The sequence below is a fragment of the Nonomuraea sp. NPDC048881 genome, assembly GCF_040649795.1.
Lineage (GTDB): Bacteria > Actinomycetota > Actinomycetes > Streptosporangiales > Streptosporangiaceae > Nonomuraea.
Genome location: NZ_JBEZGC010000002.1, coordinates 325,577 through 339,759, shown reverse-complemented (window position 1 = coordinate 339,759; position 14,183 = coordinate 325,577). Strand labels below are relative to the sequence as shown.

General features: G+C 71.8%; 11 protein-coding genes. 7 read left to right on the top strand and 4 right to left on the bottom strand.

Annotated features, from left to right (window positions below):
* The first annotated feature begins 64 nt into the window (after positions 1 to 64).
* The 4 genes from AB0C33_RS07160 to AB0C33_RS07145 all read left to right on the top strand — a co-directional run bounded on the left by AB0C33_RS07160 (position 65) and on the right by AB0C33_RS07145 (position 5,167).
* Positions 65 to 1,798: an ABC transporter ATP-binding protein gene (locus AB0C33_RS07160; RefSeq protein ID WP_358284499.1), complete on the top strand. Its 1,734-nt coding sequence runs from the start codon at positions 65 to 67 to the stop codon at positions 1,796 to 1,798.
* A gap of 119 nt (positions 1,799 to 1,917) precedes the next feature.
* Positions 1,918 to 3,198, top strand: coding sequence for an MFS transporter (locus AB0C33_RS07155; RefSeq protein WP_358284496.1), 1,281 nt, complete (start codon positions 1,918 to 1,920; stop codon positions 3,196 to 3,198).
* 9 nt (positions 3,199 to 3,207) lie between these two features.
* Positions 3,208 to 4,758: a gamma-glutamyltransferase gene (locus AB0C33_RS07150; protein ID WP_358284494.1), complete on the top strand. Its 1,551-nt coding sequence runs from the start codon at positions 3,208 to 3,210 to the stop codon at positions 4,756 to 4,758.
* 82 nt (positions 4,759 to 4,840) lie between these two features.
* Positions 4,841 to 5,167 (top strand): DUF5709 domain-containing protein, encoded by a 327-nt coding sequence (locus AB0C33_RS07145; RefSeq protein ID WP_352359025.1) that lies wholly within the window; start codon positions 4,841 to 4,843, stop codon positions 5,165 to 5,167.
* Between the two features lie 81 nt (positions 5,168 to 5,248).
* On the opposite strand, the gene AB0C33_RS07140 is transcribed toward AB0C33_RS07145, so the two are convergent.
* The 3 genes from AB0C33_RS07140 to ppgK all read right to left on the bottom strand — a co-directional run bounded on the left by AB0C33_RS07140 (position 5,249) and on the right by ppgK (position 10,693).
* Positions 5,249 to 5,911, bottom strand: a complete 663-nt coding sequence (locus tag AB0C33_RS07140) for an HAD family hydrolase (RefSeq protein ID WP_358284492.1) — start codon at positions 5,909 to 5,911, stop codon at positions 5,249 to 5,251.
* A 34-nt stretch (positions 5,912 to 5,945) separates the two neighbouring features.
* Positions 5,946 to 9,818: an ATP-dependent RNA helicase HrpA gene (gene hrpA, locus AB0C33_RS07135; RefSeq protein ID WP_358284490.1), complete on the bottom strand. Its 3,873-nt coding sequence runs from the start codon at positions 9,816 to 9,818 to the stop codon at positions 5,946 to 5,948.
* Between the two features lie 143 nt (positions 9,819 to 9,961).
* Positions 9,962 to 10,693, bottom strand: a complete 732-nt coding sequence (gene ppgK / locus AB0C33_RS07130) for a polyphosphate--glucose phosphotransferase (RefSeq protein WP_358284488.1) — start codon at positions 10,691 to 10,693, stop codon at positions 9,962 to 9,964.
* A 119-nt stretch (positions 10,694 to 10,812) separates the two neighbouring features.
* On the opposite strand from ppgK, the gene AB0C33_RS07125 reads away from it, so the two are divergent.
* Positions 10,813 to 11,940, top strand: coding sequence for a TIGR03118 family protein (locus AB0C33_RS07125; RefSeq protein WP_358284486.1), 1,128 nt, complete (start codon positions 10,813 to 10,815; stop codon positions 11,938 to 11,940).
* A 252-nt stretch (positions 11,941 to 12,192) separates the two neighbouring features.
* Positions 12,193 to 12,552 carry a hypothetical protein gene (locus AB0C33_RS07120; protein WP_358284483.1) on the top strand — a complete coding sequence of 120 codons (360 nt, stop codon included), beginning with the start codon at positions 12,193 to 12,195 and terminating at the stop codon, positions 12,550 to 12,552.
* 55 nt (positions 12,553 to 12,607) lie between these two features.
* On the opposite strand, the gene AB0C33_RS07115 is transcribed toward AB0C33_RS07120, so the two are convergent.
* Positions 12,608 to 13,192, bottom strand: a complete 585-nt coding sequence (locus AB0C33_RS07115; protein WP_358284481.1) for an HAD-IA family hydrolase — start codon at positions 13,190 to 13,192, stop codon at positions 12,608 to 12,610.
* Positions 13,193 to 13,318: 126 nt separating this feature from the next.
* Here AB0C33_RS07115 and AB0C33_RS07110 point away from each other — a divergent pair, with 126 nt between their 5' ends.
* Positions 13,319 to 14,137 carry a DUF4253 domain-containing protein gene (locus AB0C33_RS07110; protein ID WP_358284479.1) on the top strand — a complete coding sequence of 273 codons (819 nt, stop codon included), beginning with the start codon at positions 13,319 to 13,321 and terminating at the stop codon, positions 14,135 to 14,137.
* Positions 14,138 to 14,183 lie beyond the last annotated feature (46 nt).

Genomic DNA, 14,183 nt, shown 5'->3' with positions numbered 1-14,183 from the left:
ATTTTAGCCGGAACAATTATGAGTTAACCTCTGTTTGAGTGGACATCCGAAAGGAGGCCCCATATTGGCCGACGAACCACGCGCGCCGCTGCGGCGCATCATCGGACTCTTCACCCCTTATCGCGGCCGGCTGATCCTGGTGGGCGCGTTCATCCTGCTGTCGTCCCTGGTCGGGCTGGCCTCGCCGTTCCTGCTGCGTGAGGTGCTGGACGTGGCGATCCCGTCCCGCGACGCGCTGCTGCTCACGCTGCTGGCGCTCGGCATGATCGCGGTCGCGGTCACCACGAGCGTGTTCGACGTGCTGCAGACGCTCATCTCCACCACCGTGGGCCAGCGGGTGATGCACGACCTGCGCATCTCGGTCTACTCCCACCTCCAGCGCATGTCGCTCGCCTTCTTCACCCGCACCAAGACAGGCGAGGTGCAGTCGCGCATCGCCAATGACATCGGCGGCATGCAGTCGGTGGTCACCTCGACCGCCACCTCGATCATCTCCAACCTCACCACCGTGATCGCCACGATCGTGGCCATGCTCGCCCTCGACTGGCGGCTGACGGTGGTCTCGCTGCTGCTGCTGCCGGTGTTCGTGTGGATCAGCAGGAAGGTCGGCGCCGAGCGCAAGCGCATCACCAACGAACGGCAGCGCAAGCTCGCCGTGATCTCCTCGATGGTCCAGGAGTCGCTGTCGATCAGCGGCGTCCTGCTGGGCCGGACGATGGGCCGCTCCGCCGAGCTGACCGACCGGTTCGGCCGCGCCTCCGACGAGCTGGCCGAGCTCGGCGTACGGACGAGCATGGCCGGACGCTGGCGGCAGTCGTCGATCCAGATCATCATGGCCGCGATGCCCGCCCTGATCTACTGGGCCGTGGGCTACACCGGCATCCTCTCCGTCGGCACCCTGGTCGCCTTCACCACGCTGCAGTCGAGCCTGTTCCGGCCGACGGTGTCGCTGCTGCGGCTGGGCGTCGAGGTGCAGAGCTCGCTGGCGCTGTTCGGCCGCATCTTCGAGTACCTCGACCTGTCGGTGGACATCCACCCCGGCACCAGCACCCTCGACCGGGTACGCGGCGAGGTGCGCTTCGAGCGGGTCGACTTCGCCTACGAGGACGAGCGCACCCTGCACGCCGTAGACGTGACCGTCCCCGCGGGCACGACGCTGGCCGTCGTGGGCGAGACCGGCTCGGGCAAGACCACCCTCAGCTACCTGCTCCCCCGCCTGTACGACGTGACCGGCGGCCGGGTCACCATCGACGGCGTGGACGTGCGCGACCTGACGTTCGAGACGCTGAGCGAGGTCGTCGGGGTGGTCTCGCAGGAGACGTACCTGTTCCACGCCTCGATCGCGGACAACCTGCGCTTCGCCCGTCCGGCGGCCACCGACGAGGAGCTGGAGGCGGCGGCACGGGCCGCGCGCATCCACGACCACATCGCCTCGCTGCCCGACGGCTACGACACGATGGTGGGCGAGCGCGGCTACCGGTTCTCCGGCGGCGAGAAGCAGCGCCTGGCCATCGCCCGCACGCTGCTGCGCAACCCGCCGGTGCTGATCCTCGACGAGGCCACCAGCGCCCTCGACACCCAGACCGAGCGAGCCGTCCAGGAAGCCCTGGACACGCTGGCGCGGGGGCGTACGACGATCACGATCGCCCACCGCCTGTCGACCGTCCGCGACGCGGACCAGATCGTCGTGCTCGACCACGGCAAGGTCGTCGAGCGCGGCACCCACGACGAGCTGATGGCGCTCGACGGCCACTACGCGGCCCTGGTGGACCGGGACCGCCCCCTCGAACTGGTCTAATTTTTCACGCTAAACCTACTTTAACCGTGTCTTACCTCACATTTCGGGCAAATCGGAATCATCGCGATCGTGGCGCGCGTTGACTCCCGCGTTTCCCCGTACCGAGGCTAGGACCAGTCTTGCCACCGCGCTCCTCCACCTTCCGCGCCCTGCGCCACCACAACTACCGGCTCTGGGCGGGAGCCGACATCGTCTCCGTCACCGGCACCTGGATGCAGGTCCTGGGGGTGAACTGGCTCATCCTCACCATGACGGGGTCGGCCACCAGCGTGGGGCTGAGCCTGGTGATGCAGGCGCTGCCGACGCTGCTGCTGGGCATGTGGGGCGGCGCGCTGGCCGACCGGCTGCCGACCCGGCCCGTCGTCGTCGCCGCGCAGCTCGCGCAGGCCGCGCTGGCCGCCGTCCTGGCGCTGATCGCCTTCTCCGGCGCCGACTCCGTCGTGCCGATCTACGCGGTGGCGCTGGCGGGCGGCGTGGTCTCCGCGCTCGGCGGGCCCGCGCTCGGACGCTTCGGGGCCGAGGTGGTGCCACCGGCCGACCTGCCCAACGCCATGGCGCTCGGCTCGATCCTGAACTCCTCAGGACGCATCCTCGGCATGAGCCTGGCCGGCGTGCTGCTGCCGTTGACCGGCAACGGCGGGCTCTTCCTGCTCAACGCGGCCACCTTCTTCGTCGTGATCGCGGCCGTCGCGCTCATGCGGCGCGCGGAGTTCCACCGGCTCGCCGGCTCCGAGCGGCAGCCCGGCGCGGTCGCCGCCGGCCTGCGGTACGTGCTGCGCACCCCCTGGCTGCTCGTGGTGCTGGCGCTCTCGCTCGTGCTGGGCAGCCTCGGCCGCAACTACCAGGTCACCATGGCCGCCATGAGCGCGGGCCCGCTGGCGGCCGGCGCCGCCGGGTACGGCCTGCTGTCCAGCGTGTTCGCCGCGGGCACGGTCGTGGGCGGCTTCCTGGCCGCCGCCCGGCCGCACCTGACGATCCGGCTGCTGCTGATCACCGCGTTCCTGACCGGGGTCGCGCAGACGCTGAGCGGCCTGATGCCCGCGCTGGGGACGTTCGCCGCGATGATGCTGCCGATCGCGGCGGGCGCGGTGATCATCGACACCACGGTCTCGGCGCGGGCGCAGCTCGACAGCCCCGACGAGATGCGCGGACGGGTCATCGCCGCGCTGGGCATGGTGAGCGCGGGCGCGGGCGCGATCGGCGGGCCGCTGCTCGGATGGCTGAGCGACGCGTTCGGGCCACGCCTGTCGCTGGGCATCGGCGGCGTGTCGTGCGTGGCTGCGACGCTGCTCGCGGCGCTCGCGCTGGCCCGCCTGTCCGGCCGGACCGTCCGGCAGGCGGCCTTCCGTCCGCTCCTGGAGAACCGCCTGGAGAACCGCCTGGCCCCGGAACGGGCTTAGTCTCTTCACGTGCACAACACCAGATACGCCCCGAACGGCATGGTCTGCAGCGTCGACCACCTGGCCTCGGCCGCCGGGGTGGGCGCGCTGGACCGCGGCGGTTCGGCGGCCGACGCGGCGATCGCGGCCAACGCCGTGCTCGCCGTGGTCGCGCCGCACATGTGCGGGCTCGGCGGAGACCTGTTCGCGCTCGTCCACGACGGCACGGCCACTGGCACGGTCACCGCGCTCAACGCCTCCGGTCGCGCCGGGTCCGGCGCCGACCCCGCCCGGCTGCGCGCCGAGGGGCACACCCGCATGCCGCACCTGCACGACGTCCGGTCCGTGCCGGTGCCCGGCTGCGTCGACGGGTGGCTCGCCCTGCACGCCAGGCACGGCCGGCTGCCCATGGCCGAGCTGCTGCGGCCCGCGATCGCGCTGGCCCGCGACGGCTTCCCCGCCTCCCCGCTGCTGGTCCCCGGCGCCCGTACGGCGGCCGCGCGGCCGGGCGGCGGCGACTTCGCCCCCGTACGCCAGGCCGGCGACCGCGTCACCCGCCCCGGCGTGGCCCGCGCGCTCCAGGCGGTGGCCGACGGCGGCCGCGACGGCTTCTACCTCGGCGAGTTCGGGCAGGGCCTGATCGAGCTCGGCGCGGGCGAGTACACCGCCGCCGACCTGGCCGCCCCCGGCGCCGACTGGGTCGAGCCGCTGCGGGTGCGCGCCTTCGGCCACGACGTCTGGTCGATGCCGCCCAACTCCCAGGGTTACCTGCTGCTGATGTCCCTGGCCGTCCTCGACGGGCTCGACCTGCCCGGCTCGCCCCGCCATCCGGCCTGGGCCCACCTGCTGGCCGAGGCCGCCAGGGCCGCCGGGCACGACCGGCTCGACCTGCTGCACGAAGACGCCAAAGACCTGCTCGACCCCGGAGAGATCGCCCGCCGCCGGGCCCTGGTCGACCCGGTCAGGCGCAGCCGCCTGCGGGCCCCGTCCGCCGACGGTGACACGACGTACCTGTGCGCGGTCGACGGCGACGGCATGGGGGTGTCGCTGATCCAGTCAAACGCGTCCGGGTTCGGCGGCATGCTCTTCGAGCCGCGTACCGGGATCAACCTCCACAACCGTGGCATCGGTTTCTCGCTGCGTCCCGGCCACCCGGCCGAGTACGGCCCCGGCCGGCGTCCGCCGCACACCCTGGCCCCCGCGCTGATCACCCGTCCCGGCGGCGGGCTGCGCACGGTCGTGGGCACGATGGGCGGCGACGCCCAGCCGCAGATCCTGGCCCAGGTCATCACCCGCCTGCTGCGTCACGGCGAGGAGCCCGGCCAGGCGCTCGCCGCCCCGCGCTGGCGGCTGGGCAGCGGCAACGGTTTCGACACCTGGGACGCCCCCGACGACGCCGTGCTCGACCTGGAGGAGGGCACGACCTGGGCCGACGGCCTGACCGCGCTCGGCCACCCGGTGCGCACGCTGCCGTACGGCGGCTCCTTCGGCCACGCCCACCTCATCGACGTGCGCCCCGACGGCATGCTGGCCGGCGCCGCCGACCCCCGCTCCCTGGTCGGCGCCGCGATCGGCCGCTAGATGGACAAGGATGAGCTACCGGAGGCCCTAAGCCGGGCCAAGTCGTAGGATTCCGGTCCGTACGGTGGGTAGAGGGCGCAGTATGAGCGAACTACCTCCGGACCGATTCGGCATGGCCGACGAGCAGGACATCGAGGTCAGGGAGTGGACCGACGACCTCGGCCTGCACCACGAGGTCAAAGAGGACGACCCCCAGCACGAGGCCACGCTCGACGAACGGCTGCGCCAGGAGTTGCCCGACCGCCCGCGCCGGGCCCCGCGCGAGGAGCACCGCCTGACCGAGCCCGACGAGGGCGCCCACCCCGACACCGAGGACGAGGCCATCGGCGTGGACTGGGACGCGGACCGGGAGGACCTGTCGGCCGAGGAGCGCGCCCTGCGCATCGACCCCGACGAGGACCTCACCTGACCCGCACAACCCTCGCGCGACTCACCCGACCCGCACAAGCCTCGCGCGACTCACCTGTGCCCCGGAAGCCCCTCGCGGGCCTCAGGTGAGCCGGCGCAGGGCGGGCAGCAGGGCGTGCAGGTCGTCGACGATCATGTCGGCGGCCTTCGCCTGCGGGCGCTCGGCGTGCAGGAAGCCCCACGGGCCGCGGCGCAGCAACGCCGTGCGCATGCCCGCACGGGCGGCGGGCAGCACGTCGTTGTCGAGCCGGTCGCCGACGTAGAGGATCTCGCCGGGCGCACGACCGGCCACCGAGGCCACCTTGACGAAGAACTCGGGGGCGGGCTTGGACAACCCCCAGCCCTCGGAGGTGTGCACCGAATCGACCGGCAGGTCCATCGCCACCAGGGCGTCGAAGGCCCGGCGGGGCTGGTTGCCGGCGATGATCACCTGGAACCCGGCCGCGCGCAGCGCCGCCAGGGCCTCCCGGACATCGGGGTAGAGGTCGTCGGCGTCGAAGTGGTTGCGCAGCCCGGCCGGGTCGTCGCGCTCCCAGGCGGCGATCTCCGCCTCCACGTCGAGACCGGGCCGGACGAGCTCGAACGCCTCACGGTGGGAACGGTCGAGCGCCGCCATGCCGCCGAGCGCGCCCATGAGCACGAACCTGCTGACCCCCAGCCGGTCGGCCCAGCGCGACCAGATGCGCGTCTCGTCGATCAGCGTCTCGCCGACGTCGAGCACGACGGCCTTGACGGCCTTGACCATCACTCCCCCTGTACGTCCGTGTGAAGCCCCGAGCTCAGGGCCGCAGCTTCTCCATCGCCTTGGCGATGCGTTTCTCCGACACCGGCGTGGGGGTGCCGAGGGTCTGGGCGAAGAAGCTGACCCGCAGCTCCTCGATCATCCAGCGGATCTCCGTCACGTCGGGGTCGCCCCGGCGGGCCGGGTGGAGGCTCGCCAGCAGGTCGTGGTAGTCGTCCTCGATCTTGTGCACGCGGTCCATCCACTCCTCGTCCCGCCAGGGCTCCTCCGGGAGCTTGGTGAGACGCCGCTCGATGGCCCGCAGGTAACGCAGGACGTCGGGCAGGCGGCGGGTGCCGGTGGCGGTGACGAAGCCCTTGAAGACGAGCTTGCCGAGCTGCTCGCGCACGTCGTCGGTCGAGGCGCTCGCGCGCAGGCCGTCGAGGCGGGTGCCCACGGCGTGCCAGACGCTCAGGATCTGCTCGACCTTGGCCAGCACGTCGGCCGCCGTGTCGTGCAGCTCGGCCCGGACGTGCTGGTGGAGGCGGTCGAAGCCGGCCGGGTCCCAGGCCGGGCCGCCGAGGTCGAGCATGAGCTTGTCGACGGCCGCGTTGACGACGTCGTCGAACAGCGCCACGGCGCCGCCGTGGGGGCTGCGCGACAGCGCCAGCTTGGCCTGGTTGGACAGGCCGCCGAGCAGCGACCTGGCCGGGTTGGTGACGTTGAGCAGGAGCAGCCGGCGGGTGCCGGGCCAGTGGGCGCGGCGCTGCTCGGCGGCCGTCTCGAAGATCTTGACGGAGACCGACTCGCCCGCGTCGACGAGCGCCGGGTAACCCTTCATCCGGCCCTGTTCGAACACCTTGGGCAGGGTGCCGAAGCTCCAGGTGCGCAGGCCGGTGCGCTCCAGGTCGTCGCCGGCCTCCGACAGGGTCTTGCGCAGGCGCGGCGCGAGCCGGCGCTTGAGCGCGTCGAGGTCCTTGTCCTCGGCCACCGTGCGCTTGCGCTCGTCGATCACCCGGTAGGTGATGCGCAGGTGGTCCGGCACCTGGTCGAGCTGCCAGGCCTCGCGCGGCACCCGGACGCCGGTGAGCCGCAGCAGCTCGCGCTCCACGGCCTCCAGCAGCGGCTCGCCGCCCTGCCTGACCCCGGTCAGCACCTGCCTGGCGTAGTTGGGGGCGGGCACGAAGTTGCGGCGCAGGTGTTTGGGCAGCGACCGGATCAGCGCGGTGATCAGGTCTTCGCGCAGGCCCGGGATCTGCCAGTCGAAGCCGTCGGAGTTGACCTGGTTGAGCACCTGCAACGGCACGTGGACGGTGACGCCGTCGGCGTTGGCGCCCGGCTCGAACTGGTAGGTCAGCTTCATCCGCTGACCGAGCTGCTTCCAGGTGTCGGGATAGTCGCGGGCGCTGATGTCGGCGCCCTCGTTGACCAGCATCTCCGGCGAGAACGTGAGCAGCTCGGGCTGCTCGCGCCCGGCCTTCTTCCACCAGGAGTCGAAGTGCCTGGCCGAGACGACGTCGGCCGGGACGCGCTGGTCGTAGAAGTCGTACAGGACCTCCTCGTCGACCATGATGTCGCGGCGGCGGGCCCGGTTCTCCAGCTCCTCGACCTCTTCGAGCAGCCGGCGGTTGTCCTTGAGGAAGCGGTGGTGGGTGTCCCAGTCGCCCTCGACCAGGGCGTGCCGGATGAACAGCTCGCGCGACAGGTCGGGGTCGATGCGGCCGTAGTTGACCTTGCGGCCGACCACGAGCGGCACACCGTACAGGGTGACCTTCTCCAGGGCGATCACCGCGCCCTGGTTCTTCTCCCAGTGGGGCTCGGAGTAGGTGCGCTTGACCAGGTGCTGGGCGAGCGGCTCGACCCAGTCGGGCTCGATCTTGGCGTTGACCCGGGCCCACAGCCGCGAGGTCTCGACCAGCTCGGCCGACATCACCCACTGCGGCTGCTTCTTGGCCAGGGCCGAGCCGGGGAAGATCGCGAAGCGGGCGTTGCGCGCGCCGATGTACTCCTGCATCGGCCGCCGCCCGTCGGCGGCGCGCTGCTTGTCCATGACGTCCTTGACGCCGATGTGCGACAGCAGCCCGACCAGCAGCGACACGTGCACCTGGTAGGGGTCGGCGGGCACGCTGCCGGGCTGGGCGCCGAGCGCCTGGCGGACCTGGCTGTAGATGTCCTGCCACTCGCGGACCCGCAGGTAGTTGAGGAACTCGGCCTTGCACAGCCGCCGGAACGCGCTGGAGGACAGCTCCTTCTGCTTGTCGCGCAGGTAGTTCCACAGGTTGAGGTAGGTCAGGAAGTCGGACTCGGGGTCGGCGAAGCGCCGGTGCTTCTCGTCGGCCTGCTGCTGCTTGTCGGACGGCCGCTCGCGCGGGTCCTGGATGGACAGGGCGGAGGCGATCACCATGACCTCGCGCAGGCAGCCGTTCTTCTCGGCCTCCAGCACCATGCGGCCGAGGCGCGGGTCGACCGGCAGGGTCGCCAGCTTGCGGCCGACGCCGGTGAGGTTGCCCTGGGCGTCGAACGCGCCCAGCTCGTGGAGCAGGTTGACGCCGTCCTTGACCTGCCGGCGGTCGGGCGGCTCGACGAACGGGAACGCCTCGATGTCGCCCAGCCCGATCGAGGTCATCTGCAGGATGACCGAGGCCAGGTTGGTGCGCAGGATCTCCGGGTCGGTGAACTCCGGCCGGGAGAGGAAGTCCTCCTCCTCGTAGAGCCGGATGCAGATGCCGTCGGAGGTGCGGCCCGAGCGGCCCTTGCGCTGGTTGGCGCTGGCCTGCGAGATGGGCTCGATGGGCAGGCGCTGGACCTTGGTGCGGTGGCTGTAGCGGGAGATGCGGGCGAAACCCGGATCGACCACGTATTTGATGCCGGGCACGGTCAGCGAGGTCTCGGCCACGTTGGTGGCCAGCACGATCCGGCGGCCGGTGTGGCGCTGGAAGACGCGGTGCTGCTCGGCGGCGCTCAGCCGGGCGTAGAGCGGCAGGATCTCGGTGTTCCGGAAGTCGGCCTTGGACAGGGCGTCGGCGGCGTCGCGGATCTCCCGCTCGCCGGACAGGAAGACCAGGATGTCGCCGGGCCCCTCAGTGATCAGCTCGCGGCAGGCGTCGACGATGCCGCCGGTCTGGTCGTCGTCCTCCGCCAGCGGGCGGTAGCGGACCTCGACCGGGTAGGTGCGGCCGGAGACCTCGATGATCGGCGCGTCGCCGAAGTGGCGGGAGAAGCGCTCGGGGTCGATGGTGGCGCTGGTGATGACGACCTTGAGGTCGGGGCGCTGCGGGAGGAGCTGTTTGAGGTAGCCGAGGATGAAGTCGATGTTGAGGCTGCGCTCGTGGGCCTCGTCGATGATCAGGGTGTCGTACTGGTCGAGCATGCGGTCGTTCTGCAGCTCGGCCAGCAGGATGCCGTCGGTCATCAGCTTGACCAGCGTGCGGTCGCTCGCCTGGTCGGTGAAGCGCACCTTGTAGCCGACGACCTCGCCGAGCTCGGTGCCGAGCTCCTCGGCGACGCGCTCGGCGACGGTGCGGGCGGCGATGCGGCGCGGCTGGGTGTGGCCGATCAGCCCGCGCACGCCGCGCCCGAGCTCAAGGCAGATCTTGGGGATCTGGGTGGTCTTGCCGGAGCCCGTCTCGCCCGCGATGATCACGACCTGGTGGTCGCGGATGGCGGCCAGGATGTCGTCCTTGCGCTGGGAGACCGGCAGGTTCTCCGGGTAGCGGACCTGCGGCACGGCCTCGCGGCGGCGCGCCAGCCGCTGCTCGGCACGCTCGACGTCGGCGAGGATCTCGGTGACGATCTTGTCCCGGGCGTCGCGGGAGCGGACCCGGCGCATGCCGTCGAGCCTGCGCCGCAGCCGCCGCTGGTCGCGCGGCATGAGCTCGGGCAGGCGGGACTGGAGGTCGGCGAGCGGAGAGGACAACGAAGGCGTTCCCATACTGCTTTCAGGATATTTGAGCCCCGTGGCCCCGGAGCCAACGGCCCATGGTGCCCGACGCGACCCGCCCCCCGCATCCCAATATCGCGCCGGCACCGCGGCCGCGCTCCCCGGCCGCGCCGGGACGGCGGCCGCGGCCCCCCCTACCGCGCCGGCCGGGTGGTGGCGGCGTGGCGGGCGGCGCCGATGATGCCGGCCTCGTTCTGCAGGGCGGCGGGCACCACGGGGGTGTCGATGGTGACGTGCGGCAGGAACTTGTCGGCCTTCTTGCTCACGCCCCCGCCGATCACGATCAGCCCCGGCGAGAACAGCATCTCCACGTGCCTGAGGTACTCCTCGACCCGCTCGGCCCACTTCTCCCAGCTCAGGTCGTGCTCCTCGCGGGCCCGCGCCGACGCGCGCTCCTCGGCGTCCTTGCCGCGCAGCTCCAGGTGGCCGAGCTCGGTGTTGCAGACGAGTGTGCCGTCGGCGAACAGGGCGCTGCCGATGCCGGTGCCGAAGGTCAGGATCAGCACCGTGCCCTTCTGGTCGCGTCCCCTGCCGAAGGTCATCTCGGCGATGCCGGCGGCGTCGGCGTCGTTGAGCACCGTCGCCCCGCCGAAGAGCGCGGCGGCGTCGACGCCGATCCACGAGTGGTGGACGTTGGCCGCCGTCTGCACGACCCCGTCGACGACGACGCCGGGGAAGGTGACGCCGACCGGGCCGTCCCAGTCGAACTGCTTGACGATCTCGGCCACCACCTCGGCCACCCCCTCGGGCTTGGCCGGCTGGGGCGTGGCGATGCGCAACCGCTCCTGGACGAGCTCTCCGGCCTCGGTGTCGACCGGGGCGCCCTTGATTCCCGAACCGCCGATGTCGATGCCCAACACGTTCATGACTCTCCTTCTCCCCCACCCTGGACGGGAAAACTCGCCCGCCGGTATTTCCGGCCCCGCTGAACCCGCTCCGCGTCCGCCGCGTATCTCGCGTCACAAGCGCTCACTAGGAGGCACGGATGCGGCTCCGCATCATCACGCTCTGCGCTGTCGCCGTCGTGGCGGGGACGACCCTCACCGCCCCCGCGCAGGCGACCACCAGGACCCGTTTCGACGTCATCAACCTTGTGTCGGACGTCAAGGGCAAGGCCCCGGTCACCGACCCCAAGGTCGTCAACCCGTGGGGCCTGGCCATGGGCAAGACCTTGTGGGTCTCCAACGCCGGCACCGGCACCGCCACCGTCTACTCCGGCACGGGCCGTAAGGAGAAGACGGAGGTGTGGATCCCGGGCGGCTCCCCGACCGGCCAGGTGTTCAACCCGGGTGACGGCTTCACCGTGAAGGGGCGACCGGCCACGTTCATCTTCTGCAGCCCGAGCGGCGCGATCACCGGCTGGAACGCCGAGGCCGACCCGGCCAACGCCGTGATCGCCGCGTTCACCCGCGGCGCCGACTACAAGGGCCTGGAGCTCGTACGGACCGACGAGGGCGAGTTCCTGCTGGCCGCCGACTTCGCCCACGGCCGGGTGCACGCCTTCGACGAGAACTTCCGGCGCATCCGCCTGGCCGGCTGGCAGTTCCAGGACTCGCGGGTGCCGCGCGGCTACAACGCCTACAACGTGGCCGTGGTCAACGGCAGCGTCTGGGTGGCGTACGCGCTGCGCGACCGTGCCACCGGCAAGCCCGTCTTCGGCGCCGGCAAGGGCTTCGTGAGCCGCTTCAACGCCGACGGCCGCCTGACCGGCCGCATCTCCAGGGTCGGGCTCGACGCGCCCTGGGCCATGACCGCCGCGCCGCGCGGCTGGGGCCAGTACGCGGGCGCCCTGCTGGTCGGCAACTTCGGCGACGGCACCGTGCACGCCTACAAGGGCGACCGCCACCTGGGCGCGATCACCACGTCCGGCGGCCGGCCCGTCAAGCTCCCCGGCCTGTGGGACCTCGAACCCGGCACCGCGGCCACCGGCGGCGTGAACACGCTGTGGTTCTCGGCCGGCATCGAGGGCGCCAAGCACGGCCTGATCGGCGTGATCGCCCCCGCCGGCACGAAGCCGACCTCCACGGCCGCCGCCCCCGCGAGCACGCCGGCGCCCACCCGCTCCGCCGCCCCCAAGACGAAGTCGCCCTACGGCGGCGGCAGCGGCTACTGACCGCGGCCGCGCCCTGGCCCATGATCGGGGCCACTCGACGTTTCCGGCGCGGCCGGCGCGGGCCGCGCCGGAAACCCGGATTCCCGGAAAACCTGCGAACCACATATGGACACGGAATGCGACGGAGCAGATACTCAACGTGTCAACACCCTCATCCCTGCTCTCACGTCGCCCCCTTAAGCACCGCATGAGCCGGCGTGTCGTGTGCTGCCCGGAAACCGTGCCTGTCAGGGAACAGGACAAGGAGAGACCATGCCCGTCAAGAAGTCTCTGTTCCTTTCCGTCATCGCCCTCGCCACCGCGGCCTGCGTGACGGCCACCGTCGTGGCCCTCCAGGCGTCCAGTCCCGTGTCGGCGGCCACGCGCGCCGCGCTGCCGCCCGGCTACCAGCTCGTCACCCTGCCCAACGCCAACGTCCCCAACTTCCAGCGCCGCACGGTCTACTGTCCGGGCTCCAAGCACGTGCTCGGCGGCGGCGGCGAGGCCCGCGGCAACGGCGCGATCCTGGTGGGGTCGTTCCCCACCGATGACGCCCGCGGCTGGATCGCCCTCGGCCGCCAGATCGGCTACAACGACGTCGGCATCAGCGTGTTCGCCATCTGCGCCGACTGACCCGCCCGCCGGCCCCGCCCGCTCTCCCGCGGGCGGGGCCGGCGCACGTCCGGCCTCAGAGCCCGCCGAGGACGGCCGCCAGATCGGCGACGCTGCGGTAGTGGACGCCCGTCATGCCGAGCGCCCTGGCGGCCTCCACGTTCGGCAGCCGGTCGTCGACGAACAGGCAGCGCGCGGGGTCGGCCCCGGCGCGTTCGGCGGCGATCTCGTAGATGCGCGGGTCGGGTTTGATCACGCCGACCCTGGCGCTGCTGACCAGGTCGTCGGCGAAGTAGGTGAGCCCCAGCCGGTCGAGGTGCTCCTCCACGGTGTCCATGGCGTTGGTCACGATGACCACCGGCACGTGCTGCTGCGCCTTGGCCAGCAGCTCCCTGACCTCCTCGTCAACCCGGAACGGCACCGCCCCGAACTCGGCCACCGCCCTGCGGGCCCGCTCGTCGCCGCCGAGGGCGACCGCCACCGCCTCCAGCCATTCGCGCTCGCTGATCCGGCCCAGGATGGCCGGCTCGATCAGCTCGGGGGCGAAGGCCGTGGCCATGAGCGGCAGGGCGTACCGGGCCTCGATCTCGGCCTGGACGGTGTGGTCGAAGAGGCGGAGCACGCCATCAAGATCGGTGAGAACCGCATCAAAGGGGATCACAGCCATCATTGTGCCGTGAAGTACCGCATCCGCTGGTCCGAGAAGGTTTCGCGTGCCGCCAAAGCCCCGGGGCGACCGGCGGCACTACCATCTCCGAGACAGGATTCGGTATCGGAACGGTAGGGCATGGACGATCACCAGCTGCCACCTGAGTTGTGCCAGCTGTTCGCCGACGGCGGCAGGGGGCGCAGACTGCCCCCGGGCCTGCCCGCGGGCGACGTGGTCTGGCCCGACCCCGCCTACACCCGGCAGGTCGTGGCGGCCCGGCCGGCGTTCTGGATGAGCGACGAGCACGCCGCCGGCGAGGACTGGTCGTTCATGCGGGTCTGGCACGCGCACAGCGGCCTGTGGCCGGTGCTGCTCGACGAGTCGGCCCAGCCGTGGGCGATCGGGCAGATCGTGCCCGACGACCCGATGCTGATCGGCCACTTCACCGCCGAGGGGTTCATGACCGAGGTCTGGCAGGAGTGGGTGTCGCAGATGCCGCGCGACGCGCTGGCGGAGTTAGAGCCGTACGGGGCGCTCTGCCCGGGGCTGGCGCCGCCGGGGGTGCCCCGCGCCGACCCCGGCGACGTGGCCGACTGGCTGGCCCGCGAGCTCGCCCCCAGGGGCATGCCGCTCGGGCTGGTCGCGGCCGGCCGGGGGGCCGACGCGCTGGCGGTCATGGGCTGGCAGGGCGCGCTGCACCACAACGAGTGGATGGTGCCGATGGCGGCCGTGGTGCGCAGCTGGGAGGACCGCTTCGGGGCCCGCGTGGTGAGCGTCGGGTTCAACACCCTCGACCTGAGCGTGGCCGCGCCGCCGGCCGACCCCGAGCACGCCCTCCACGTCGCCGCCGAGCACTGGGCGTTCTGCCCCGACAACGTCGTGCAGGGACCGGGCGACCTCCAGGGGTACGCCGACCAGATCATCGGGCAACACGCCTGGTCGTTCTGGTGGGACTGAATCCCCGGCCTTTACGCTACTTTTAACCGCGACAGGGAGGGCTCGG